This window comes from Roseovarius sp. MBR-51 (genome assembly GCF_053628575.1).
Genome location: NZ_JBRJGQ010000006.1, coordinates 157174 through 178841, shown reverse-complemented (window position 1 = coordinate 178841; position 21668 = coordinate 157174). Strand labels below are relative to the sequence as shown.

Here is a 21668-nt window from a genome sequence, read left to right as displayed (position 1 = left end):
TGTCGGATCAGCGCGGCAAAAGTTTTAGCCAGATGCCATCGCGCCCGCGCACCGTCAGATGCGCCACCGGCATCGGCGCACGCCCCGCGACCGGGCTCAGGCGATAGGCCCGCACCAGCATCGCCAGCAAGAGCGGCCCCTCGATCATCGCAAACCCCGCCCCGGTGCAGACCCGCTGCCCGGCGGAAAACGGGATGAACGCCTCGCGCAGACAGGTCTTGCCATTCTCGGTGCCATAACGCGCCGGATCGAACCCGTCGGGATTGTCCCAGAGCCGCTCGTGCCGGTGCAGATGCCAAGGGCTGATTACCACCTGCGCGCCGGGCGCAATGTCGCGGTCGCGGAACCGCTCGGGACAGGCCGTCTCGCGCACCATCATCGGCACCGGCGGATAGAGGCGCAGCGTCTCGCGGAACACATCGCGGGTGACACGCAACCGCGCCATATCCCCAAACTCTGGCGCGCGAGGGCCAAAGACCGCCTCTGCCTCGGCTGCAACCTTGTCTTGCCACTCCGGGTAGAGCGCCAGCAGATAGAGCGCCCAAGCCAGCGCCGACGCACTGGTTTCATGCCCCGCCAGAAAGAAGATCGCGACCTGATCGACCATTTCCTCGGTGTCAAACCGCGCCCCGGTTTCCGGGTCGGCGGTGGTCATGATCTTGGTCGCCAGATCGTCGGGCGCTGTTCCCGCGTCGATCTCGGCATGCCTTTTGGTCGTCAACCCAGTGATGAGCGCCCGGATGGAGCGGGCAGTGGCCCGCGTCTGGCGCCGGTGAAACCGGGGAAACCATTGCGGCAACGGGATAAAAGCCGCAAGATTGAGCACCGGCTGCGTGCGTTGATGCGCTTTGAACTGCTCGAACACCTCCGCGGCTGTCGTGTTCTCGATCGGGATGGAAAACAAGGTGCGAAAGATCACATCGGCGGCGGCGTGGCTTGTGTGAAACTCGATTTCAACGGGCGCATCATTGGCCAGAGGGGCGAGGCGCGACACCGCCCCCTGCCCGGCCATAACCATCGCCGCGAACGTATCGCGCAGCCGCCCCCCCTCAAACGCGGGGTCGATGATACGGCGTTGGCGCTTCCATGTCTCGCCATTGGTGACGAACACCGATTGCCCAAGCAGTGGACGCAACCCCTCGGAAACACGGGTGGATTTCGGGAAATCATCAGGGCGTTGCTTCAGCACCAGATCGACCAGTGCCGTATCGTTGCAGAGATAGGATCGAAAGAACGGCGTGCGAAATTCGGCCATCCACGCACGGTAGAGCCGCGCCGGCTGTGCCGAGAGGATATCGGCCCGAAAGAGCCGCAGATACCGCCAGAGCGACACAGCATCGGGGCGCGCGGGCGGCTTGGGCGGGATCATGGCGCGAGGCTCGTATAGCGCGAGGTCGCGCGCTCGATCCGGCTTTTGGACGGTTGACGGTCACGGAACCGATCCGCCAGCGTCAAAGGCCCCGCCGTGATGCGGAAATAGTCGTAGTCGTTGGGCCGGTCAAAGGCGCAGAGGTATTGAAAATGCAGCCGAAAAAACCGCCATCGCAAAGCGCGCCACCGCTCGGGGCTCAGCGTCTGCGTGAACGCCGCCGAAATCACCAGCGGCCAACGTTTGTTGGCCGGGGCCACGCCCGAAACGCTGACGGGATCACAGAGGGCAAAGGCGCAGCCATCGCCGGGGGCGGTGACATCGACCCACGTCAATTCATCCCGCGCACTCAAATAGGCCAGGTCCGCCCGCAGCCGGTGTGCGCGCGGCAGAAAGGATACCATCGGCACCACCTGCCCGAGGCTCAGGAACGACAGCGCCGGACCTGTCTCGGCTAGTTGTCCGCCGCGGATCAGATCGGCCAGAATCGACACCGCCAGATGCGCGCCAGAAGAATGACCAACAATCAGAACCTCGTCGCACTCCCCCCGCAAAGCCTGCGCAATCTCGGCGGTAAACTCCGCCATCCGCGCCTCCAACTCGGGCGGATTTGCCCCAAGATACCGCGCTGAATAGGCGTAATCATGCATCAGGTAATAGGCAAAGAACCGGCCATCCTGCCGCCGGAACCATTCGAGGATGAATGGCACGACAATGACACCGCCCCATGCGGCCCAAGGATGCAAGAGTGCGAGCGCCTGACCCAGTCCCCAGGCTGCCAAGATCGCCAACGCCAATTGCGCCAGAAGAAATCCCACCGGGTAAAGTGCTGCAATCACTGGACCTTTTCGCAATCGCATGAGGCGAAAGAGTGCGCCGCTGCCGATATAGATGGCCGCAGTGCGTATCAAGGTCAGATAGGTGGCCAAAATCCCCTGATCCATGCTGCCCTTGACGATGTCAGACCAGACCAGCACCTCAAAGGTGCTCTCGACCTCCGCATCTTCGATCCGCGCGGCCACATTCCAACCAAACCTAACCTGAGCTTTGGCAGGCAACACACTGATTTCATATCCAGAAATACCAGATTGCGCCGCACCTTCCTTGCGATAGAGTTCGCGGTAGCGGCGCGGTGGAATGGGGTCATAGCCCGGAATATAGAACACGCGCCGACGGCGCACAGTCGCGTTAACAGGGGCCTTGCTGCTCATGTCCAACCTCTTGTTGACCAGAGCCTAGCGCGAAAATCTGGCAAGCGTAAGGTGTTATCCAAGCACCGCAAGGGCCGGGAATGTTTCCAGCAACCAGAAGGAAAAGGCCGAGAAACCGCCAGTCAACATCAAGAGACCGATGGTCCAAAGCAGGAGGCCCATGACCCGCTCAATCTGCTCCATGTGGCGCTTCATCCAGCCCATAAGCCCTTGAAGACGCGGCAGAAAAGCAGCGACCAGCAAGAATGGCACCCCCAACCCGATGGCATAGATCGCCAAGAGCGCCGTGCCACGCGCAACCGATCCTTCGGAGGCTGCCAGTGACAGGATCGCGCCGAGTTGCGGACCGATACAGGGCGTCCAGCCGAACGCGAAAGCAAGGCCAAGGACATAGGCGCCAAAGGACGATCCCCCCTGATCCCCCGCATCAATCCGCGCCTCGCGGTCGAGGAATTTAATGCGGTAGACACCCACAAAATGCGCGCCGAAGGCCATCACAAGAACGCCCGCTATCGTATTGAAATAGCTTTGATATTGCAGGAACACGGTACCGATCGCCGAGGCGGTGAACCCCAGAAAGATAAAGACCGTCGACAGGCCAAGCACGAAAAACAGCGCCGGGACCACCGCTCGGGCGCGACTGCTGCCGCTTTCAGAAAGCTCACTCAGGCTGATGCCGCTCATATAGGCAAGATAAGGCGGGACGATCGGAAGCACACACGGGCTTAAAAATGAAATGATTCCAGCAGCTAAGGCCACGAACATGGCGGGCAACAGGGCTGCGTCTATGATTTCGATTCCGAACATGGGTCAGACATAGCCCGCCCGAGGACCGGCGTCACCACGCAAAAAGTCACATCCTTGTGGACAGGCTGTAACAAGGTCGCTATCTGGATGGCCATGATACCGAATGACACGCTCGATGCCTGTGGGCTCCTGTGCCCCCTACCCGTTCTCAAGCTGCGCAAGCGCTTGAAATCATTGGGCATTGGTGAGGTGATCGCGATGCAGGCCGATGATCCGGCCGCCATTATCGACGTGCCACATTTCTGCGCGGAATCGGGGCATGACTTGCTCTCGGCGACGGATGCAGACGGTGTCCAAACCTATCTGATCCGCAAGGCCCTCTAGTCTCCGCTTGATCAGGCAGACAAACGCCGCGCCCAAGATCTGAGGCGCGGCGTTAGTACAGCCTGTACGCTGCGTACGCGCGTTGCGTACGCAGCGAGAGGGATCAGCCCAGAGACCACCAACCGCGACGTTTCGGTTTGCTGTCTTCCTCGACGGCAGGCGCTTCTGCGGCGGGTGCCGGGGTCGGCGCTGGTGTTGGCTCGGGGTGCGTTTCGGCAACCGGCGCATCCACAACCGGCATCGGATCTGACGCCACGACGTCTGCAACATCCGGGGCCGCTTCGGCCTTGGGCGTTTCCGGCGCGGGTGCCGTCACCTCGACGTCGGCATCCACGACCGCCTCGGGTTCTTTCTTTTTACGCGGGGTCGGCTTGGGCTTGGGTTTGGGCTTGGGCTTGGCTTCTGCCTTTGCCGCAGGCGCATCCTCAGAGGTCGACGCCTCATTGACCGCCGGCTCTTTCTTCTTGCGCGGCGCACGGGTACGCTTGGGCTTGGGCTTCTCCTCAGAGGTGTCGTCACTCTGGGTCTCAGCATCGGTCTGCGCCTCGGCCGGGGCCGCGGTCACGATCTCGGGCGTCTCGGTCTGAGTGTCCGTCGCATCCGAGGAAACGTCCTCGTCCTCGTCCTTGCCGTCATCAGCGCCGTCATCACCGCTGTCCCCATTGCGATCAGAGCCGTTGCCACCCTTGGGCTTGCGACGGCGGCTGCGACGACGGCGGCTTTTCTTGGGCTTGTCCGAGCCATCACCACCCGTCTCAGAGGGTGTCTTGCCCTCATCGCTCTTGTCGGTGTCCGCCTCGTCCTCGTCCTCGATATCCTCTTCGATCTCTGTATCGTCGTCGATGTCATCCATCAGCGCCGAACTCCCGGACACGAACTGCGCCATCGTCACTTCGGGAACATTGCGGGTCGCGGTCTTGAATTTCTCCATCGTGAAATCCGGGCTGACCAGACGGGGGTCACCCTCGATTCGCACCGACAGACCATAGCGGCCTTCGATCTGCGCCACATGATCGCGTTTCTGGTTCATCAGATAGTTGGCGATGCCCACCGGGCATTTCACCAACACCTCGCGCGAGCGGCGGCGGACGCCCTCTTCCTCGATCTGGCGCAGGATCGACAATGCAAGGCTGTCATCCGAGCGGATGAGACCCGTCCCATGGCACGCCGGACAGGGCTGCGTCGTCGCCTCGATCATGCCGGGGCGCAAACGCTGGCGCGACATTTCCAAGAGGCCAAAGCCCGAAATGCGGCCCACCTGAATGCGCGCGCGGTCCGTCTTGAGCTTGTCCTTGAGGCGCTTTTCCACCGAGGCGTTGTTGCGACGCTCGTCCATGTCGATAAAGTCGATCACGATCAGACCGGCCAGATCGCGCAGGCGCAACTGGCGGGCAACCTCTTCGGCGGCCTCGATATTGGTCTTGAGCGCGGTTTCCTCGATCGAGCCTTCTTTGGTGGCACGGCCAGAGTTGACGTCGATGGCGACGAGCGCCTCTGTCACGCCGATCACGATATAGCCACCGGATTTCAACTGCACCGTGGGGTTGAACATGCCCGACAGATAGCTCTCGACCTGAAAGCGGGCAAAGAGCGGCTGTTGATCAACGTAATGCTTCACGTTCTTGGCATGGGACGGCATGATCATTTTCATGAAGTCCTTGGCGATGCGATAGCCACGCTCGCCCTCGACCAGAACCTCGTCGATGTCGCGATTATAGAGATCGCGGATCGAGCGTTTGATCAGATCGCCCTCTTCGTAGATTTTCGCAGGCGCAATCGAGCGCAGCGTCAATTCGCGGATCTGCTCCCAGAGGCGTTGCAGGTATTCATAGTCGCGCTTGATTTCGGCCTTGGTGCGTTTCGCCCCGGCGGTGCGCACGATAAGACCCGCGCCGCGCGGCACGTCAATCTCTGTGGCGATTTCCTTGAGCTTCTTGCGGTCGACGGCATTGGTGATCTTGCGGCTGATGCCACCGCCACGCGCGGTGTTGGGCATGAGCACGCAATAGCGACCGGCGAGGCTGAGGTAGGTGGTCAGCGCCGCGCCCTTGTTGCCGCGTTCTTCCTTGACGACCTGCACCAGCATAATCTGGCGGACCTTGACGACCTCCTGGATCTTGTAACGCCGCGCACGGGGCTTGCGCACCGGGCGGATATCCTCGCTGTCGTCTTCCTCGGCGACGGATTCGATCTCGTCATCCTGGGACGCGTGATCGCGGGTATCGGTTTCCAATTCCTCGTCGCCCGCCTCTTCCGAGGTCGGCGCAGGGCGATCATCGGGCTCTTCGACCGGTGTTTCGGGCACGCGTTCCATCGGCGATGTGCCTTCGGGCACCGCCGCAATCGCCGCCTCATCCTCAAGGTCGATGGTTTCCATCCCCGAGATTTCAGAGGTGGCCACCGCATCGTCTGACTGAGTCTTTTCCGAACGGGAGCGCGAGCGGGACCGCGACCGCGAGCGGCCATTGCCGTTGCGACTATCGTTGCGGTTGTCGCCGCCGCCACTGTTACGGCGCGGGCGATCCTCGTCTTCGTCGTTCTGGGCGTTGGCGAGGGCCTCTTCTTCGGCCATCAGTGCTTCGCGGTCAGCGACCGGGATCTGGTAGTAATCGGGATGAATCTCCGAGAACGCCAGAAAGCCGTGGCGGTTGCCACCGTAATCGACAAACGCCGCCTGAAGCGAGGGTTCAACCCGCGTCACCTTGGCCAGATAGATGTTGCCAGCTAGCTGGCGTTTGTTTTCAGACTCAAAATCGAATTCCTCGACCTTGTTTCCGTCGACCACCACAACCCGAGTTTCCTCGGCGTGGGTGGCATCAATGAGCATTTTCGTAGCCATGTTTTCCGTTTGCATCGCGGCGCGGCGGCCGGCCCCGGAGGGGCGGCGCGTTGCGGCAAATGTCTGATAAGGGCGATAGCGGGCGCGCGTCGATCGGTGCCGGTTGCGGCCCCTGCTCTGACGTGGTGATGTCTCGCGCGCTTCATCGCGGTTCTTCTTCTCCGGCCCCTTGCGGCGCCAATTCAGAGCCTGTCCACCGATTTACAGGGTTCAGGCTTGTATGTGGCCCCGGAATCGGGGCCCAATCGGTCTGCCCAATCATGTCGGAGTGATCCTGACGGAGGATTGAAACAGCGAATCTCACGTGGCGCAGGGCGCATTTGCCCTTTTACCATACTGTCACACTAAAGCGTCACTGGCGCCAATGACAATGGACAAAATGAAAATGCCGCCCCGACTGCCTCAAAGATAATCAGAGCGCTGCAGGCTGTACTTGGCCATCTTTTCGTTCAGCGTGCGGCGCGGCAGGCACAATTCGTCCATCACGGCCGCAATAGAGCCCTTGTGGCGGCGCATGGTGTTGTCGATCAGCATGCGCTCGAACGCCTCGACATATTCCTTGAGCGGTTTGCCTTCGGTGGTCATCACCGGCTGCATGTCCTGATGGTCCGACATGAGCAGCGAGGTGATCGTGCCCGAGCCGCGCCGCGCCTGAAGCACCGCGCGTTCGGCGACGTTGAAGAGTTGGCGCACATTGCCGGGCCAGGGCGCCTGCAAGAGTTGCGTGGCCTCCTGCGCGCTGACCTGCGGCGCATCGCAGCCATAGTCATCGGCGAATTGCTCGGCAAACCGGGTGAAAAGCGTGAGGATATCCTCGCCGCGCTGCCGCAACGGCGGCACGGTGATCCGCAGGCTGGCGAGGCGGTAAAAGAGATCGGGACGCAGGGCGTCTTCGCAGGTGTGGCCCTCGTCCTGCATGTTCGAGATGCCCACAACGCGGGTCTCGGGCGGGCTGCCTTCGGCGTTGATATGGGTCAAGAGCCTTGCCTGAGCCGCGTCGCTCAGCGCCTCGATATCCTCGAGCACGAGCGTGCCGCCGCGCGCCTCCTCAAAGGCTGGCAACTGGGTGTCTTCGGGCTGCATCGGTCCAAAGAGGCGCTTGATCAACCCCTCGTCATCAAAGGCGGCGCAGGCGATGGTGACGAACTTGCGTCCGGCCCGCGCCCCGACGGCGTGCAGCGCATGTGCCACAAGCGTTTTGCCGGTGCCGGTCTCGCCTTCGATCAGGACATGGCCATCGGCCTGTCCGAGATCCAGAATATCCTCGCGCAGCCGATCCATGGCATTGCTGGTGCCGATGAGTTTCTTCATCAGCTGCCCGCCATCCGACAAATCCTTGCGCAGCGCACGCGCATCCAGCGTCATGCGCCGGGCATTGGTGGCCTTTTTGGCCAGTTCGGTCATGCGATCCGGGTTGAACGGCTTTTCCAGAAAATCGAACGCCCCGATGCGCATTGCCTCGACCGCCATCGGCACATCGCCGTGGCCGGTAATCATGATCACCGGCAGCGAACTGTCGGACCCCATCAGTTTCTTGAGGAACTGCATGCCATCCATACCGGGCATGCGCACGTCGGTGACAACAATGCCGGGGTAATCCGGGCCCAGCGATTTCAGCGCCTCTTCTGCCGAGGGAAACGCCTCTGTATCATAGCCCGAGAGGGCCAGCCACTGGCTGATCGACTGGCGCATATCCTTTTCATCATCAACGATGGCGATTTTCATGGCTGCTGGCATTTTACTTTACTCCGCTGCACGAGTCTCTGCTGGCAATATGGGAAGCTGCATCTCGAATACAGCCCCCCCATCGGGCGCATTGCGCGCCACGAGACGTCCGCCAAGGTCGTTGACGATCCCCGAGGAAATGGCAAGCCCCAGCCCGACCCCGTCGCCAGGTTGCTTGGTGGTATAGAACGGCTCGAAGAGGTTCTTGAAATCACCGATCCCTTCGCCGTTGTCGCGCACGGTCAGCACCGCCGTTTCCCCCGCCACCAAGAGGATCTCGATGACGGCATCGGGCACCGTGTTGGTGGCGTCGATCGCGTTGCGCAAGAGGTTGATGATCACCTGTTCCACCCGCACCCGATCGCCCATGATCATCACCGGTTCATCCGGCAGGGTGCGGGTGATGGTGATCTTGCGCTGGCGCAGTTGCGGCTCCATCATCGAGAGCGCAGAGGCCACGGCATCCGCCATGTTTACAGGGGAAAACTGCGTGCCAGACTGACGGGCATAGGACTTGAGCTGCTTGGTGATCGCCCCCATCCGCTCGATCAGATCGTCGATCCGCTGAAAGGCCGAGAGCGCCTCGTCGGGGCGGTTGCGTGACAGCAAGAGGCGCGCCCCCGCGAGATAGGTTTTCATCGCCGCGAGCGGTTGATTGAGCTCATGGCTGACGGCCGCCGACATTTCGCCCAGCACCGCCAATTTCGAGCTTTGCTGGATGGTCTGTTCGGCCTGCGCAAGGTTCTCTTGCGCGCGCCTGCGCTCGGCGATTTCCCGCTGGAGGCGGGCATTCAATGCGCGAAGCTCTGCCGATTCCCGCTGAAACAGCGCCATTCGGAGCGCCGCCTTGCGATTGAGAAAGTAAAAGGCGAGCGCCAAGAGAATCGCGAATCCCATGATCTCGAGCGCGAGATAGCCGTTCACCTTGTCGCGCACCGCCGTGTAGGTGGTGAAACCGGCGATCCGCCAGCCGCGAAAGGCAACACGCCCCTCGACCCGCATCACCGCCTCGCCGCGGACATAGGCATCCGCCGGTAGTGCTGTCCAATCCGAGGTCGCCTGAATGGCGCGCTGAATGGCGCTGGTGACCGGCTCGCGGCGCAGGGCCTCGGCCTCTGTCAATCCGCGCCAGCGCGGTTCGGTGGCCAGAATGATCCGGCCTTCGGTATCCGTGACCATCACCGCATCGGAAATCCCGGCCCAGGCGCGTTCGTATTTGCGCAGATCAACCTCGACCACGATCACGCCCAACGTGCCATTCTGCGTCTCGATCCGGCGCGAGTAGTAAAAGTTGAATTGCCCGGTTTCCTGTCGCAAAACATGGAAAATCGTATCGCGCGACCGCATGGCATCGACGAAATAGGCGGCGGTCTTGTGGCTCTCGCCGAGACGCGACCGCTCTGTTGCCGCGACCGCGCGTCCGTCCTTGTCCAGCAGTGTCAGACCCGCCGCACCAATCTCTTCGACAAAGGAAATCAGGCGCTGCGTCGATTGGGCATAGTCCTGCGTGTTGAGCGCGGAAATCAACGCCGGGTCACGCGCCAGAAGTTGCGGCACGATGGCGTTCTGCCGAAGCTCTGACAGGAGGTTGCCGGAATAGAGCACCAGACGCAGTTCGGCACGGTTGCGCGTGTTCTCGGTAAAGCGGTCGGTGAGCAGACGGTTGGTCGTCAACACCACAGACACCGCCGTCACAAAGAGCAGGACCAGCACCAGCCGGGCGCGCCAGGATATGGTGCGCATACGGAGGCGTGTGGTGGAGGGAACACTCTTGCTCATACGCTCAGAGTAAGCCGAGCCGCGGGGCACCTCAAGCGGTCACGCGCTCAGGCGTCGGCCAGCTGGCCCACCACCCCGGCAAAAAGCGCCGCGCCATCGGTGCCCCCATGCAGCGGCTCTGCCATCCGCTCGGGATGCGGCATCATGCCCAGCACACGGCGATTCTCGGACAGGATACCCGCAATGTCACGCGCCGAGCCATTGGGATTGTCGCAATAGGTAAAGGCCACGCGGTCTTCGGCCATCAGCCGGTCGAGCGTGGCGTCATCCGCATAGTAATTGCCATCGTGATGCGCAATCGGCACGGTCAGATTGCTGCCCTTGGCATAGCCAGAGGTAAAGGCGCTGTCCGAGGTCGCAACGCAGAGCCCGACCGGCTTGCAGACATATTTCAGCCCGGCATTGCGCAAGAGCGCACCGGGCAGAATGCCGGTCTCGGTCAGGATTTGAAAACCATTGCAGACGCCCAGCACATAGCCGCCCTTGTCCGCATGCGTGATCACAGACCGGCAGATCGGCGAATTGGCGGCAATGGCCCCGCAGCGCAGATAATCGCCATAGGAAAACCCGCCCGGCACACCGACGATATCGACACCCTGCGGCAGATCCGTATCCTTGTGCCAGACCATCGACACCTGCGCGCCCGCTCGCTCAAAGGCCACGGCAAGATCACGGTCACAGTTGGACCCCGGAAACACGATCACGGCGGCATGCATCAGGCGATCTCCACCGAATAGCTCTCGATGACCGTATTCGCGAGCAGCTTTTCACACATCGCGGTGACGGTGGATTTGGCCTTGGCCGCGTCTGTTTCCGCAAGATCGAGTTCGATCACCTTGCCCTGACGCACCCCCTCGACCCCGTCAAAGCCCATGGAGCCCAGAGCGTGGCGCACCGCCTCGCCCTGCGGATCAAGAACGCCGGATTTCAGCATGACATGCACGCGCGCTTTCATGGGGATATCCTCTTTAGTTGATCAGTTTGGGCCGGGCCATCGGCGTGCTGCCCTTGGGCATGACACCAAGGCGGGTGGCAACCTCTGTATAGGCATCGGTCAGACTGCCCAGATCGCGGCGGAACACATCCTTGTCGAGCTTGCGCCCGGTCTCGATATCCCACAGGCGGCAGCTGTCGGGGCTGATTTCGTCGGCGACGATCAGGCGCTGGAAATCACCATCATAGACGCGCCCGATCTCGATCTTGAAATCAATCAGCTTGATGCCGACGCCGTACATGACACCCGTGAGGAAATCATTGACGCGCAGCGCGAGGCTCAGGATATCGTCCATGTCCTGCTGGCTGGCCCAGCCAAAGGCGGCGATATATTCCTCTGTCACCAGAGGATCGCCCAGCTTGTCATCCTTGAGGCAATATTCCACGATCGGGCGCGGCAATTGCGTGCCCTCGTCAATGCCCAGACGCTTGGCCATGGTGCCGGCGGCATAGTTGCGCACGATCACTTCCAGCGGAATGATCTCGACCGCGCGCACGAGTTGCTCGCGCATGTTGATCCGCTTGATGAAATGCGTGGGCACGCCGATGGCGTTGAGACCGACCATGAAATACTCGGACAGCATGTTGTTGAGCACGCCCTTGCCTTCGATCACGGCCTTCTTTTCGGCGTTAAAGGCGGTGGCGTCATCCTTGAAATATTGGATGATTGTTCCCGGTTCGGGGCCCTCATAGAGGGTCTTGGCCTTGCCTTCGTAAATTTTCTTGCGCCGCGCCATGGGAACTCCGTCGCTGAGGGTGGGGGGCGTGAGTCCCCCCATGCCGATGCGCTCTCATAGTGCATGGGCCATCACGTCGCAAGATGGCGTTGGCCCCTTGCCCTTTTGCCCGCCAGATTGCATATCGGTTCTGACGGCAACGCATGCACGAGGACTGGCCCAATGACCACCTTTGACGACCGCGAGAAGGCATTCGAGAACAAATTCGCCCATGACGAGGAAATGGCGTTTCGCGCCGTGGCGCGGCGAAACAAGCTGCTCGGTCTCTGGGCCGCTGAACTGATGGGCAAGACCGGTGAGGATGCCGATGCCTATGCCCGTGAGGTGGTGAAGGCCGATTTTGAAGAGGCCGGGCACGAGGATGTCGTGCGCAAGGTCGCCGCTGATCTTGGCGATATCGCCGATGCCGACACAATCCGCGGCAAGATGGACGAGTTGCTCAAGATCGCCAAGGGCCAGTTGGCCAAGGAAGTCTGAGCACCCTGATCTGACACCATATGGGCGTGCCAAAATCTGGCGCGCCCTTTATTCTTGGCGCGTCAATTCAAACGCGCCTCACCATTTACATGAAATTTATGCATTTGCGCGCGCGCGCCGTTAGTGGCACATCTGCGTGTTCAAAGATCACAGGACCCTGACATGTCAAACGCCCTCACCAAGATGCTTGCCTCGCGCGACTGGATTCTCGCCGACGGGGCCACGGGCACCAATCTCTTCAACATGGGTCTGCAATCGGGCGATGCGCCCGAAATGTGGAACGATCAGCATCCCGACCGGATCAAGCGGCTCTACACAGAGGCGGTGGATGCGGGCAGCGATCTTTTCCTCACCAATTCTTTTGGCGGCAATGCCGCGCGCCTGAAACTGCACGGCGCACAGGGGCGTGCGCGGGAACTGTCGCGCATCTCCGCCGAGATTGGCCGCGACGTGGCCGACCGCTATGACCGCCCCGTGATCGTCGCGGGCTCTGTTGGGCCGACGGGCGAGATCATGGCGCCGATGGGCGCGCTCACGCATGAACTGGCGGTCGAGATTTTCCACGAACAGGCCGAGGGCCTCAAGGAAGGCGGGGCCGATGTGCTCTGGCTCGAAACCATTTCCGCGCCCGAAGAATACAAGGCCGCCGCCGAGGCGTTCAAACTGGCCGATATGCCGTGGTGCGGCACCATGAGCTTTGACACTGCCGGGCGCACCATGATGGGTGTCACCTCGTCCGACATGGCCACCATGGTCGAAAAGCTGGGCAATCCGCCGCTGGCATTTGGCGCCAATTGCGGCGTGGGCGCCTCCGATCTTTTGCGCACCATTCTCGGGTTTGTGGCCCAGGGAACTGATCGGCCCATCGTTGCAAAGGGCAACGCCGGAATTCCGAAATACCATGACGGCCATATTCACTATGACGGCACGCCAGACCTCATGGCCGAATACGCCGTGCTGGCCCGTGACGCAGGCGCCACCATCATCGGCGGCTGCTGTGGCACCATGCCAGAACACCTGTCCAAGATGCGCGCCGCGCTGGAGAGCCGCCCGCGCGGCCCGCGCCCGACGCTTGACCAGATTACCGAGGCGCTTGGTGCCTTCTCGTCCGGTGGTGATGGGACCGGCGACGATACCGCCGCCCCGCGCCGCCCGCGTCGCAGACGGGCGTAAACGGACGGGCGGCCCGATGCTGCGCTTGATCTTGCGGGGCGCGGCGGTGCTGGCCCTGCTGGCATGGGGCATTGGGTATGTCTGGATATCCGGCCTCGCTTGCGCCTTCGGCTCGCTCAGCGGGACCTGTTCGATCCCGATGCCCTGGAGCTTACGCGGTGAAGATCTGATGATCCTTGTCCTCATGCCCGGTGCCGTGGTCGCGGCACTGATTGGGCTGGCCTATCTGAGCGGTCGGCGCGCTCAAAACAGCGACAACTGATCCCCTCGCGCCAAGGGCACCTCGAAGAGATCAGAGCGTAACGCCCCCTGCGCCGCATCCAGCCCCAAACGCCGCGCCGCCAGATCAAAGCGGCGGGCGATCATCCGGGCATAAACCCCCTCGCCGCGCATCCGCCTGTGCCAGTCGGCGCTATACTCTTGCCCACCATGCATTTCCCGCAGCCGGTTCATCACCCGGCCCGCGCGGTCGGGATAATGCGCTGCCAGCCACTCCTGAAAGAGCGGCGACACCTCGCGCGGCAGGCGCAGCATGATCCAACTCGCGGCCCCTGCCCCGGCCTCTTGCGCGGCGGTCAGAATCGCCTCGATCTCTGTATCCGTCAGACCCGGTATGACCGGCGAGACCATGACGCGCACCGGAATCCCCGCCTGTGCCAAGCGTCGGATCGTCGCCAGACGACGCGCAGGTGACGGTGCCCGCGGCTCCAGCCTGCGCGCCAGCCCCTCATCCAGCGTTGTCACAGAAATCCCCACCCGAGCAAGCCCGCGCGCCGCCATATCGCCCAGAATATCCAGATCCCGCTCAATGAGCGTGCCCTTGGTCACGACGGCAACCGGATGATTGAAGCGGCTGAGCACCTCCAGACAGGCGCGTGTGATCTTGAACTGTTTTTCAATCGGTTGATAGGGATCGGTATTGGTGCCAATCGCCATCGTCGCCACGCTATAGCTGCGCGCCCGCAATTCCGCGTCCAGCCGCGCCGGGGCCTCGGGGCGGGCGATCAACCGCGTCTCGAAATCGAGACCGGGGGATAACCCCAGATAGGCATGGCTGGGGCGTGCAAAACAATAGACGCACCCATGTTCGCAGCCGCGATAGGGATTGATCGAGCGATCAAACGGCAGATCGGGCGAGCGGTTGTAGCTGATGATCCGGCGCGGACGTTCTTCGGTCACAAGGGTGCGCAGCGGCCGCACCTCTTCGTCGCGGTCCCAGCCATCCGCCTCGTAACTCACGGCATGCGCCTCGAACCGGCCTGCCGCATTGCTGACAGCACCGCGCGCCCGAGGGCGCAGATCATGTGGCAGGCTAGGGTCACGAGTCATGGCGTGAATATGGAACATATGAAGAACATGCGCAAGTGACGCAGCGGCCTCATGCTCAAACGGGAAATTGATTTGCGCTGTATCTGACGACCGTGTTCACCTTGCCCTGCTGAAATTTAATGTCTGGGAGGGATTATGATCCGCAATATTCTTTTGGCCGGGGTGACAGCACTGCTGCCGACGCTCGGCACCGCTGCGCCCATTGGGCCGTTCTCCGATCTGGTTGTCTTTGGCGACAGTCTGAGCGATCCGGGCAACATATTTGCCATCACCGGCGGAACTGTGCCCGATGCCACGCTCTATCCCAATGGCCAATTCACCAATGGCGACACCTGGGCGAGCAAGCTGGGCGCGAATTTCGCCTCGGGCACCAATTTTGCCTTTGGCGGAGCACGGGCCGTGGCAAACCCGGAACCCGTGGGCGGGGACACGGATGACAACACCGACACCATTCCCGATTTTGCGGCGCAGCGCGGTCTTTTCAACGCGGCAAAGCCTGCTCTTGGCCTTGGAGCCAACCCGCTGGCGGCGGTCTGGTTCGGCGGCAATGATCTGCGCGCAGGTCTGGCCGATCCGGCCAATCTCGGCGCGGTCATCTCGGGGGCGGTCACCGAGATTGTCACCGGGGTGGCGGAACTATTGTCGGGGGGCCTGACTGACGTTCTCGTCTTTGGCCTGCCGAACCTTGGGCGCATCCCCGAAGTGACCTCCCTGGATGCCTTTCTGGCCAGCATCGGGACGGCCCCAGCCGGGACCGCAATCGCCGGAGCGACGGCTGCCACTCAGGGTTTCAATGCCGCGCTTAGATCCGGCCTCAACACCCTGACACCGCTCGGCAACGTGCAGTTTCTGGACACGTTCGCGCTGTTCGAGGACATCCTTGCGAATGCGAATTCTCTTGGGTTCACCAATACGACAGACGCGTGCATCCTGACGCTTATCCCTGCAAGCGACTGCTCCACGGATCAGGGGTTTGTCTTTCACGACAGCATCCATCCCACAGACCGGGCCCATGCGCTGATCGCTAGCGAAGTTCGCGCCGCTGTTGTGCCGCTTCCGGCAGGCGGGTTGCTGTTGCTGACGGCGCTCGGGGGCATAGCCCTCATACGCCGCCGCGCCTGACTATCGCGCCCCGAAGGACACCCTGTCGGGGCGCATATTCTGTCCGCACAGTCCCCATGTTGCGGAAATTCGAATATCTTCATGCCGACAATTCAGTCACATCCCGCGCGTTTTCCGGCTATAGGTCGGTTGCGGCGCGGGCAGCGTCGCAATTCGGAAAGTGGCCGAGGCGCAAATTGACGAAAGCTGCGCCCAGTCAACCCACGATGCGCGCGCGCAGAGAAACCAAGGATTCCCGCAATGTCTGACCAAGAAGACGAGATCATCCTCTCCGAGCTGGACGACGAAGAGCTTGTCCAACAGATGTTCGACGACCTCTACGACGGTCTGAAAGAAGAGATCGAAGAGAGCGTCAACATCTTGCTCGAGCGCGGCTGGGCCCCCTACCGCATCCTGACAGAGGCGCTGGTCGGTGGCATGACCATCGTCGGCAAGGATTTCCGGGACGGTATCCTCTTTGTTCCCGAGGTTCTCTTGGCCGCCAACGCGATGAAGGGTGGCATGTTCATACTCAAGCCGCTTCTGGCCGAGACCGGCGCACCGCGCGTCGGCAAGATGGTGATCGGCACCGTCAAGGGTGACATCCACGACATCGGCAAGAACCTCGTCGGCATGATGATGGAGGGTGCTGGCTTTGAGGTTGTCGATCTCGGGATCAACAACGCGGTCGAGAAATACCTCGACGCGCTCGAAACCGAACAGCCCGACATCCTTGGTATGTCCGCCCTGCTGACCACGACCATGCCCTATATGAAGGTCGTGATCGACACGCTGGTCGAGCAAGGCAAGCGCGATGACTATATCGTGCTGGTGGGCGGCGCGCCGCTCAACGAGGAATTCGGCAAGGCCATTGGTGCCGATGCCTATTGCCGCGATGCCGCCGTTGCCGTGGAAACCGCCAAGGATTTCATGGCACGCAAGCACAACCGGCTGGCTGCGGGCTGAGCGTCTGAAATGATGACAATCGGCCCGCCCCCGCGCGGGCCGTTTGCATTTGAGGGGACAAAATGGATGTGAGCGACGATCATCTGACCAGCCAAGGGCTCGAGGCCGAGGGGCGTGGCCGCATCCTGCTCATCGCGTGCGGGGCGCTGGCGCATGAGATCCTCGCGCTCAAACGCGCCAATGGCTGGGATCATATGGACCTGCAATGTCTGCCGGCCAAGCTGCATCTCTACCCTGAAAAGATCACCGAAGAGGTGGAGCAGGCCGTGGTGGCGCATCGTGATGACTATGACCGCATCTTCGTGGTCTATGCCGATTGCGGCACCGGCGGGCTGTTGCAGGCGAAATGCGCCGACCTCGGAGTCGAGATGGTGGCAGGCCCGCATTGCTATGCGTTCTACGAAGGTCTGGACCGCTTCGCCGCCCATGAGGATGAGATCAGCGCCTTTTACCTCACCGATTTCCTCGTGCGACAGTTCGATGCCTTCGTCTGGAAACCGATGGGCCTCGACCGGCACCCGCAATTGCGTGACATGATCTTTGGCAATTACACCAAGCTGGTCTATCAGGCGCAGACCGACGATCCCGCCCTGCGCGCCAAGGCAAAAGACTGCGCTGCGCGGTTGGGTCTCGCCTATGAATACCGTTTCACTGGCTATGGCGATCTTAAAGCATCACTTGAGAAACAGGCTGCAATAAACTGATTCGAAAATCATCTTGCTTTAAATACTTCGGGGCATTGGGGGCATCGCCCCCACACTCTTATGCCGCCTCTGCCGCAACCAGCCTGATCCGCTCGATCATCGCCCGCACCCCGTTCGAGCGCTGCGCCGAGAGGTGTTCATCCAGCCCAAGCCGCGCCAGTTCGGCCGGGGCATCGACGCGCCCCACCTCGACCACCGGCAACCCGTTGTAGAGCGCCCGCAACACCGCAATGAGGCCGCGCACGATCATGGCATCGCTATCCCCGTCAAAGCTGAACTGACCGGCCTCGATCTTGGGATGCAACCAGACCTGACTGGCGCAGCCATCGACCTTGGTCACCGGCACCTTGAGCGCATCGTCGAGCGCCTCCATCGCCCGGCCCCGGTCGATCACATAGCGATAGCGGTCTTCCCAATCCTCGAGAAACTCGAAATCTTCGACAATCTCTTCAAAGGCGGCGGTGGCCATGACACTCTCCCTGATCTCTGCCTCAGACCTAGGGCCGGGCCGGAAAAAGGTCCAGACCCCGCTTGCACCTTTTCAAGCTGGACCGGATAGGATAGTCGAAAGGAAAAGGGTACAGGGGCAGATGGCATGCAACGTCGGGTCTTTCTTTCATTGGTAGCAATGTCGGCTCTGGCGGGCTGTGGCGGCTATCGCCAGTCGCGCGCCAACCCGCGCAATTGGTTCGGGCGCAGCCAGTCGCGCCCCCGTCCCACCGAAGCCGTGCCCGCCACGACCAATCCGCTGATCCCTGAGCGCGAGGACACGATTTTCCGCCGCAACCGGACAAGGGTCTACGAGGGCACCCCCGTGGATCAAGTCACCCGCTTGGTGATCGAGCGCACCAGCGACGGCGGCATCCTTCGCGTCGAGGGGGTCAGCCTGCGTCAAGGTGCGTTTGACGTGCGTCTGGTTTCCGAGACCGAGAATGAGCCGGTGAATGGCGTGTTGGAGTTCAAACTGATGGCCTTGCAACTCGAGGATCAGCCGCAGGGCTCAGAGCGCGCCCGCACCGTGACGGCAGCCGTCTTTCTGTCGAACCAAACGCTGGAGCGCTCGGATGTGATCCGGGTCATCGGCGCACGCAACGAACAGGTCAGCCGACGCTGAACGCAGAGAGGCTGTGCATCTCAGCACCGCCCGCCTGACCGGCTGAGAAATGCTCAGAGATCCACCGTCTCTACGCCATTCCCCTTGACCGCCAGAGCCACCTCGCCCTTGCAGAGCCGGAGCGCATCAGCCCCGAACACATCGAGCCGCCAGCCGCGCAAGGCAGGCAACTCGCGCGCCCCCGCCGCAATGGCATCGAGGTCGGCGGCACTCGCAATCAGCTTGGCGGCCACGCCATAGCTCTCGCTCTTGGCCTTGAGCAGCACGCGCAAGAGATCGGCCAGCGCCGGGTTGACCTGTGCGCGGTCGTCCAGCACCTCGGGACGCGGCATCTGATCGACGGGACACTCAAGCCCTGCCTTGACCGCCGCCAGAATACCATCGGCAATCTCGCCCTTGCGGGCCTCACGCAGCAACAGCCTTGACCGTCCCAGATCCTGATGTGTCACTGGCTTGGTCGAGGCCAGTTCCACCAGCGCATCATCCTTGTAGACCCGGCTGCGCGGCACATCGCGCGACTGGGCATAGTCCTCGCGGAACCGTGCCAGTTCGCGCAGAATGGCGAGAAACTTGGGCGAGGTGTTGCGCGTCTTGATCCGCAGCCAGGCCTCGGCGGGATCGGTGCGATAGGTGGCGGGATCGGTCAGAACGCTGAGCTCCTCGGCCACCCATTTGTCACGCCCGGAGCTTGCCAGTTTTTTGGCCAGAAATTCATAAACCACGCGCAGATGCGTCACATCGGCCAAGGCATAGGTTTTCTGCGCATCGGTCAGTGGGCGGCGCGACCAATCGGTAAACCGCGAGCTTTTGTCGACGGTCTGCTTGGCGATCCGCTTGACCAGCGTCTCATAGCCCGCCTGTTCGCCAAAGCCACAGACCATCGCCGCCACTTGGGTATCGAACATCGGATCGGGAATCACCCCGGCATCGACATAGAAGATCTCAAGATCCTGCCGCGCGGCGTGAAACACCTTGACCACCGACGTGTCGCGAAAGAGCTCATAGAGCGGCTCCATCGACATGTCTTCACCCTCGATCGGATCGACCAGAACGGCGCTGTCGTCGCCCTTGCCCGGCACCGCCAATTGCAAGAGGCACAGCTTGGAATAATAGGTGCGCTCGCGCAGAAACTCGGTGTCGACGGTGACATAGGGATGCGTGCGCGCCATGGCGCAAAATTCCGCCAGGTCTTCAGTCGTGGTAATGGTTTTCATAAGGGGTGATCTTTGCTCTTGTCGTTGATGCCCAGTCTTGTCCCCCGCTCCAGCTATAGACCAGATTGGTCGAATTGCAAATGCTGGCAGTGGCCCCCGAACCGGTCTCAGGGCAGATAAAGCGGCGTGCGGTTTCCGGCGGCAAACCGGCGCAGCACCGCCGGGTAGAGGATATGTTCCTGCGCCAGAACGCGCGCCGCCAGCGTGTCGGGCGTATCCCCGGCCAGCACCGGCACGCGCGCCTGTCCCAGCACGGGCCCCTCGTCCAGTTCCGCCGTCACCTCATGCACGGTGCAGCCTGCTTGCCTGTCGCCCGCGTCCAGCGCGCGGGCATGGGTGTGCAGCCCGCGATAGTTCGGCAAGAGAGAGGGATGAATATTGATCATCCGCCCCTGCCAGGGGGTCACGAACCCGGCTGTGAGAACGCGCATGAACCCCGCGAGGCAAATGATGTCGATGCCATACGGGGCAAGACGCGCCTCGATTTCCGCTTCAAAGGCGGCGCGGTCCGCGCCATGCGGGCGGTGATCCACCACCTCGGTCGCAATCCCCTGCCCTGCGGCCCAGGCAATCCCGCCCGCGTCACTGCGGTTCGACAGCACCAGCGCAGGCCGCGCCGGATGGTCGCCGGTCATGCTCGCCACCAGCGACCGCATGTTCGAGCCACCCCCCGAGAGAAAAATCGCGACCCGCTTGCTCACAAAAGATGGCCCCGGTATGCCACGCCCGTGCCCGGCACCACCTGCCCCAGCCGACAGACCGTCTCGCCTGCCTCCTGCAACGCAGCCATGACCGCGTCGGCCTCGTCCGCCGCGACGACAGCGATCATGCCGATGCCGGAGTTGAAGGTCTTGAGCAGTTCCGCTTCGGCCATGTTGCCGGTCTCGGCCAGCCAGCGGAACACCCCCGGCAACGCCCATGCGCCAAGGTCAATCTCGGCCCCCAGCCCCTCAGGCAGCACACGCGGCAGGTTCTCGGTCAACCCGCCACCGGTGATATGCGCAAGACCGTGAATGCCCCCTGACTGCAGCGCCGCCAAAACCGGGCGCACATAGAGCCGCGTGGGCGTGAGCAAAACCTCCCCCAGACTGCCCTCGGCCCAGGGACAGGCGTCGTCCCATGTCAGCCCCGACATCTCGACAATCCGCCGCACCAGCGAATAGCCGTTGGAATGCACCCCATCCGAGGCGAGACCCAGCAACACATCGCCCTCCGCCACATTGGCAGGCAGTTCCGTGCCGCGCTCCATGGCGCCCACGGCGAACCCCGCCAGATCGAAATCGCCCGCCGGATACATGCCCGGCATTTCCGCCGTCTCACCGCCGATCAGCGCGCAGCCAGAGCCTTCGCAGCCCCGCGCGATACCTTCGATGATCCGCGTCGCCTGATCCAACTCCAACTTGCCCGTGGCAAAATAATCCAGGAAAAACAGCGGTTCCGCCCCCTGACAGATCAGGTCATTGACGCACATCGCCACCAGATCGACGCCGACGCCATCGACATGGCCGGTATCAATCGCGATCCGCAGCTTGGTGCCCACACCATCGGTCGCCGCCACCAGCACCGGGTCGGTAAAGCCAGCCGCCTTGAGATCAAAGAGCCCGCCAAAACCGCCAAGCCCCGACATGACGCCAGAGCGTTGCGTGCGCTTGGCTGCGGGCTTGATCCGCTCCACCAAAGCGTTGCCCGCGTCGATGTCTACGCCCGCATCGGCATAGGTGATCCCGTTCTGTCGCTCGGTCATGGCCCGTCCCCATCGCTTGAATGCGCCACCCGTTAGCTGATTGGCAGGCCTCGTGCAATCTG

The 21668-nt window shown here is 62.1% G+C and carries 22 protein-coding genes; 8 read left to right on the top strand and 14 right to left on the bottom strand.

The genetic code is table 11. The annotated features are described in order from the left end of the window. Positions 1–7: 7 nt before the first annotated feature. From ACSSVY_RS10670 to ACSSVY_RS10660, 3 genes are read right to left on the bottom strand one after another with little or no spacing between them, the layout of a single operon-like run. A complete protein-coding gene (locus ACSSVY_RS10670; RefSeq protein ID WP_454269538.1) occupies positions 8–1369 on the bottom strand; it encodes a cytochrome P450 in 1362 nt (453 codons plus the stop codon). Next, positions 1366–2580, bottom strand: a complete 1215-nt coding sequence (locus ACSSVY_RS10665) for a hypothetical protein (protein ID WP_454269537.1) — start codon at positions 2578–2580, stop codon at positions 1366–1368. Before ACSSVY_RS10665 ends, ACSSVY_RS10670 begins: the two co-directional genes overlap by 4 nt. A 54-nt stretch (positions 2581–2634) precedes the next feature. Then, positions 2635–3387 carry a cytochrome c biogenesis CcdA family protein gene (locus ACSSVY_RS10660; protein WP_454269536.1) on the bottom strand — a complete coding sequence of 251 codons (753 nt, stop codon included), beginning with the start codon at positions 3385–3387 and terminating at the stop codon, positions 2635–2637. Positions 3388–3474: 87 nt separating this feature from the next. Between ACSSVY_RS10660 and ACSSVY_RS10655 the strand changes: the two genes are divergently transcribed. Next, the gene (locus ACSSVY_RS10655; protein WP_454269535.1) at positions 3475–3711 is read left to right on the top strand and encodes a sulfurtransferase TusA family protein; all 237 of its coding nucleotides are present in this window, start codon (positions 3475–3477) and stop codon (positions 3709–3711) included. Positions 3712–3814: 103 nt separating this feature from the next. Here the strand turns inward: ACSSVY_RS10655 and ACSSVY_RS10650 are convergent, their stop codons facing one another. From ACSSVY_RS10650 to purC, 6 genes are all read right to left on the bottom strand, one after another. Continuing rightward, complete coding sequence (locus tag ACSSVY_RS10650; RefSeq protein ID WP_454269534.1) at positions 3815–6550, bottom strand: Rne/Rng family ribonuclease; 2736 nt, start codon at positions 6548–6550, stop codon at positions 3815–3817. 402 nt (positions 6551–6952) lie between these two features. Beyond that, positions 6953–8275 carry a sigma-54-dependent transcriptional regulator gene (locus tag ACSSVY_RS10645; RefSeq protein WP_454269533.1) on the bottom strand — a complete coding sequence of 441 codons (1323 nt, stop codon included), beginning with the start codon at positions 8273–8275 and terminating at the stop codon, positions 6953–6955. A gap of 18 nt (positions 8276–8293) precedes the next feature. Continuing rightward, positions 8294–10054, bottom strand: a complete 1761-nt coding sequence (locus ACSSVY_RS10640; RefSeq protein ID WP_454269532.1) for a sensor histidine kinase — start codon at positions 10052–10054, stop codon at positions 8294–8296. Between the two features lie 47 nt (positions 10055–10101). Next, a complete protein-coding gene (gene purQ, locus ACSSVY_RS10635; protein ID WP_454269531.1) occupies positions 10102–10770 on the bottom strand; it encodes a phosphoribosylformylglycinamidine synthase subunit PurQ in 669 nt (222 codons plus the stop codon). After that, positions 10770–11009 (bottom strand): phosphoribosylformylglycinamidine synthase subunit PurS, encoded by a 240-nt coding sequence (purS, locus tag ACSSVY_RS10630; RefSeq protein WP_045682245.1) that lies wholly within the window; start codon positions 11007–11009, stop codon positions 10770–10772. Before purS ends, purQ begins: the two co-directional genes overlap by 1 nt. Positions 11010–11022: 13 nt before the next feature. After that, entirely contained in the window at positions 11023–11784 is a 762-nt protein-coding gene (gene purC, locus ACSSVY_RS10625) for a phosphoribosylaminoimidazolesuccinocarboxamide synthase (protein ID WP_454269530.1), read from the bottom strand. A gap of 162 nt (positions 11785–11946) precedes the next feature. Between purC and ACSSVY_RS10620 the strand changes: the two genes are divergently transcribed. From ACSSVY_RS10620 to ACSSVY_RS10610, 3 genes are all read left to right on the top strand, one after another. Then, the gene (locus tag ACSSVY_RS10620) at positions 11947–12261 is read left to right on the top strand and encodes a DUF1476 domain-containing protein (RefSeq protein WP_454269529.1); all 315 of its coding nucleotides are present in this window, start codon (positions 11947–11949) and stop codon (positions 12259–12261) included. 162 nt (positions 12262–12423) lie between these two features. Further along, positions 12424–13434, top strand: a complete 1011-nt coding sequence (gene bmt, locus ACSSVY_RS10615; RefSeq protein ID WP_454269528.1) for a betaine--homocysteine S-methyltransferase — start codon at positions 12424–12426, stop codon at positions 13432–13434. Between the two features lie 16 nt (positions 13435–13450). Then, entirely contained in the window at positions 13451–13696 is a 246-nt protein-coding gene (locus ACSSVY_RS10610) for a methionine synthase (RefSeq protein WP_454269527.1), read from the top strand. Here the strand turns inward: ACSSVY_RS10610 and ACSSVY_RS10605 are convergent. Then, on the bottom strand, positions 13678–14763 hold the full coding sequence (locus tag ACSSVY_RS10605; protein ID WP_454269526.1) for a PA0069 family radical SAM protein: 1086 nt from the start codon (positions 14761–14763) through the stop codon (positions 13678–13680). The two genes, ACSSVY_RS10610 and ACSSVY_RS10605, sit on opposite strands and share 19 nt — an antisense overlap. A 135-nt stretch (positions 14764–14898) precedes the next feature. Between ACSSVY_RS10605 and ACSSVY_RS10600 the strand changes: the two genes are divergently transcribed. From ACSSVY_RS10600 to ACSSVY_RS10590, 3 genes are all read left to right on the top strand, one after another. Beyond that, positions 14899–15885, top strand: coding sequence for an SGNH/GDSL hydrolase family protein (locus ACSSVY_RS10600; protein ID WP_454269525.1), 987 nt, complete (start codon positions 14899–14901; stop codon positions 15883–15885). 240 nt (positions 15886–16125) lie between these two features. Continuing rightward, the gene (locus ACSSVY_RS10595; protein WP_454269524.1) at positions 16126–16830 is read left to right on the top strand and encodes a corrinoid protein; all 705 of its coding nucleotides are present in this window, start codon (positions 16126–16128) and stop codon (positions 16828–16830) included. Between the two features lie 62 nt (positions 16831–16892). Then, positions 16893–17534 carry a DUF1638 domain-containing protein gene (locus tag ACSSVY_RS10590; RefSeq protein ID WP_454269523.1) on the top strand — a complete coding sequence of 214 codons (642 nt, stop codon included), beginning with the start codon at positions 16893–16895 and terminating at the stop codon, positions 17532–17534. A gap of 58 nt (positions 17535–17592) precedes the next feature. Here ACSSVY_RS10590 and ACSSVY_RS10585 read toward each other — a convergent pair whose 3' ends face one another. Next, the gene (locus tag ACSSVY_RS10585; protein WP_454269522.1) at positions 17593–18003 is read right to left on the bottom strand and encodes a SufE family protein; all 411 of its coding nucleotides are present in this window, start codon (positions 18001–18003) and stop codon (positions 17593–17595) included. Between the two features lie 126 nt (positions 18004–18129). Here ACSSVY_RS10585 and ACSSVY_RS10580 point away from each other — a divergent pair, with 126 nt between their 5' ends. Further along, the gene (locus ACSSVY_RS10580; protein ID WP_454269521.1) at positions 18130–18648 is read left to right on the top strand and encodes a hypothetical protein; all 519 of its coding nucleotides are present in this window, start codon (positions 18130–18132) and stop codon (positions 18646–18648) included. Between the two features lie 53 nt (positions 18649–18701). Here ACSSVY_RS10580 and rnd read toward each other — a convergent pair whose 3' ends face one another. The 3 genes from rnd to purM all read right to left on the bottom strand — a co-directional run bounded on the left by rnd (position 18702) and on the right by purM (position 21606). Next, positions 18702–19862: a ribonuclease D gene (rnd, locus tag ACSSVY_RS10575; RefSeq protein ID WP_454269520.1), complete on the bottom strand. Its 1161-nt coding sequence runs from the start codon at positions 19860–19862 to the stop codon at positions 18702–18704. Between the two features lie 107 nt (positions 19863–19969). Then, positions 19970–20563, bottom strand: coding sequence for a phosphoribosylglycinamide formyltransferase (purN, locus tag ACSSVY_RS10570; RefSeq protein ID WP_454269519.1), 594 nt, complete (start codon positions 20561–20563; stop codon positions 19970–19972). Then, positions 20560–21606 (bottom strand): phosphoribosylformylglycinamidine cyclo-ligase, encoded by a 1047-nt coding sequence (purM, locus tag ACSSVY_RS10565; protein WP_454269518.1) that lies wholly within the window; start codon positions 21604–21606, stop codon positions 20560–20562. The genes purN and purM overlap by 4 nt, the downstream gene beginning before the upstream one ends. Between the last annotated feature and the right edge of the window lie 62 nt (positions 21607–21668).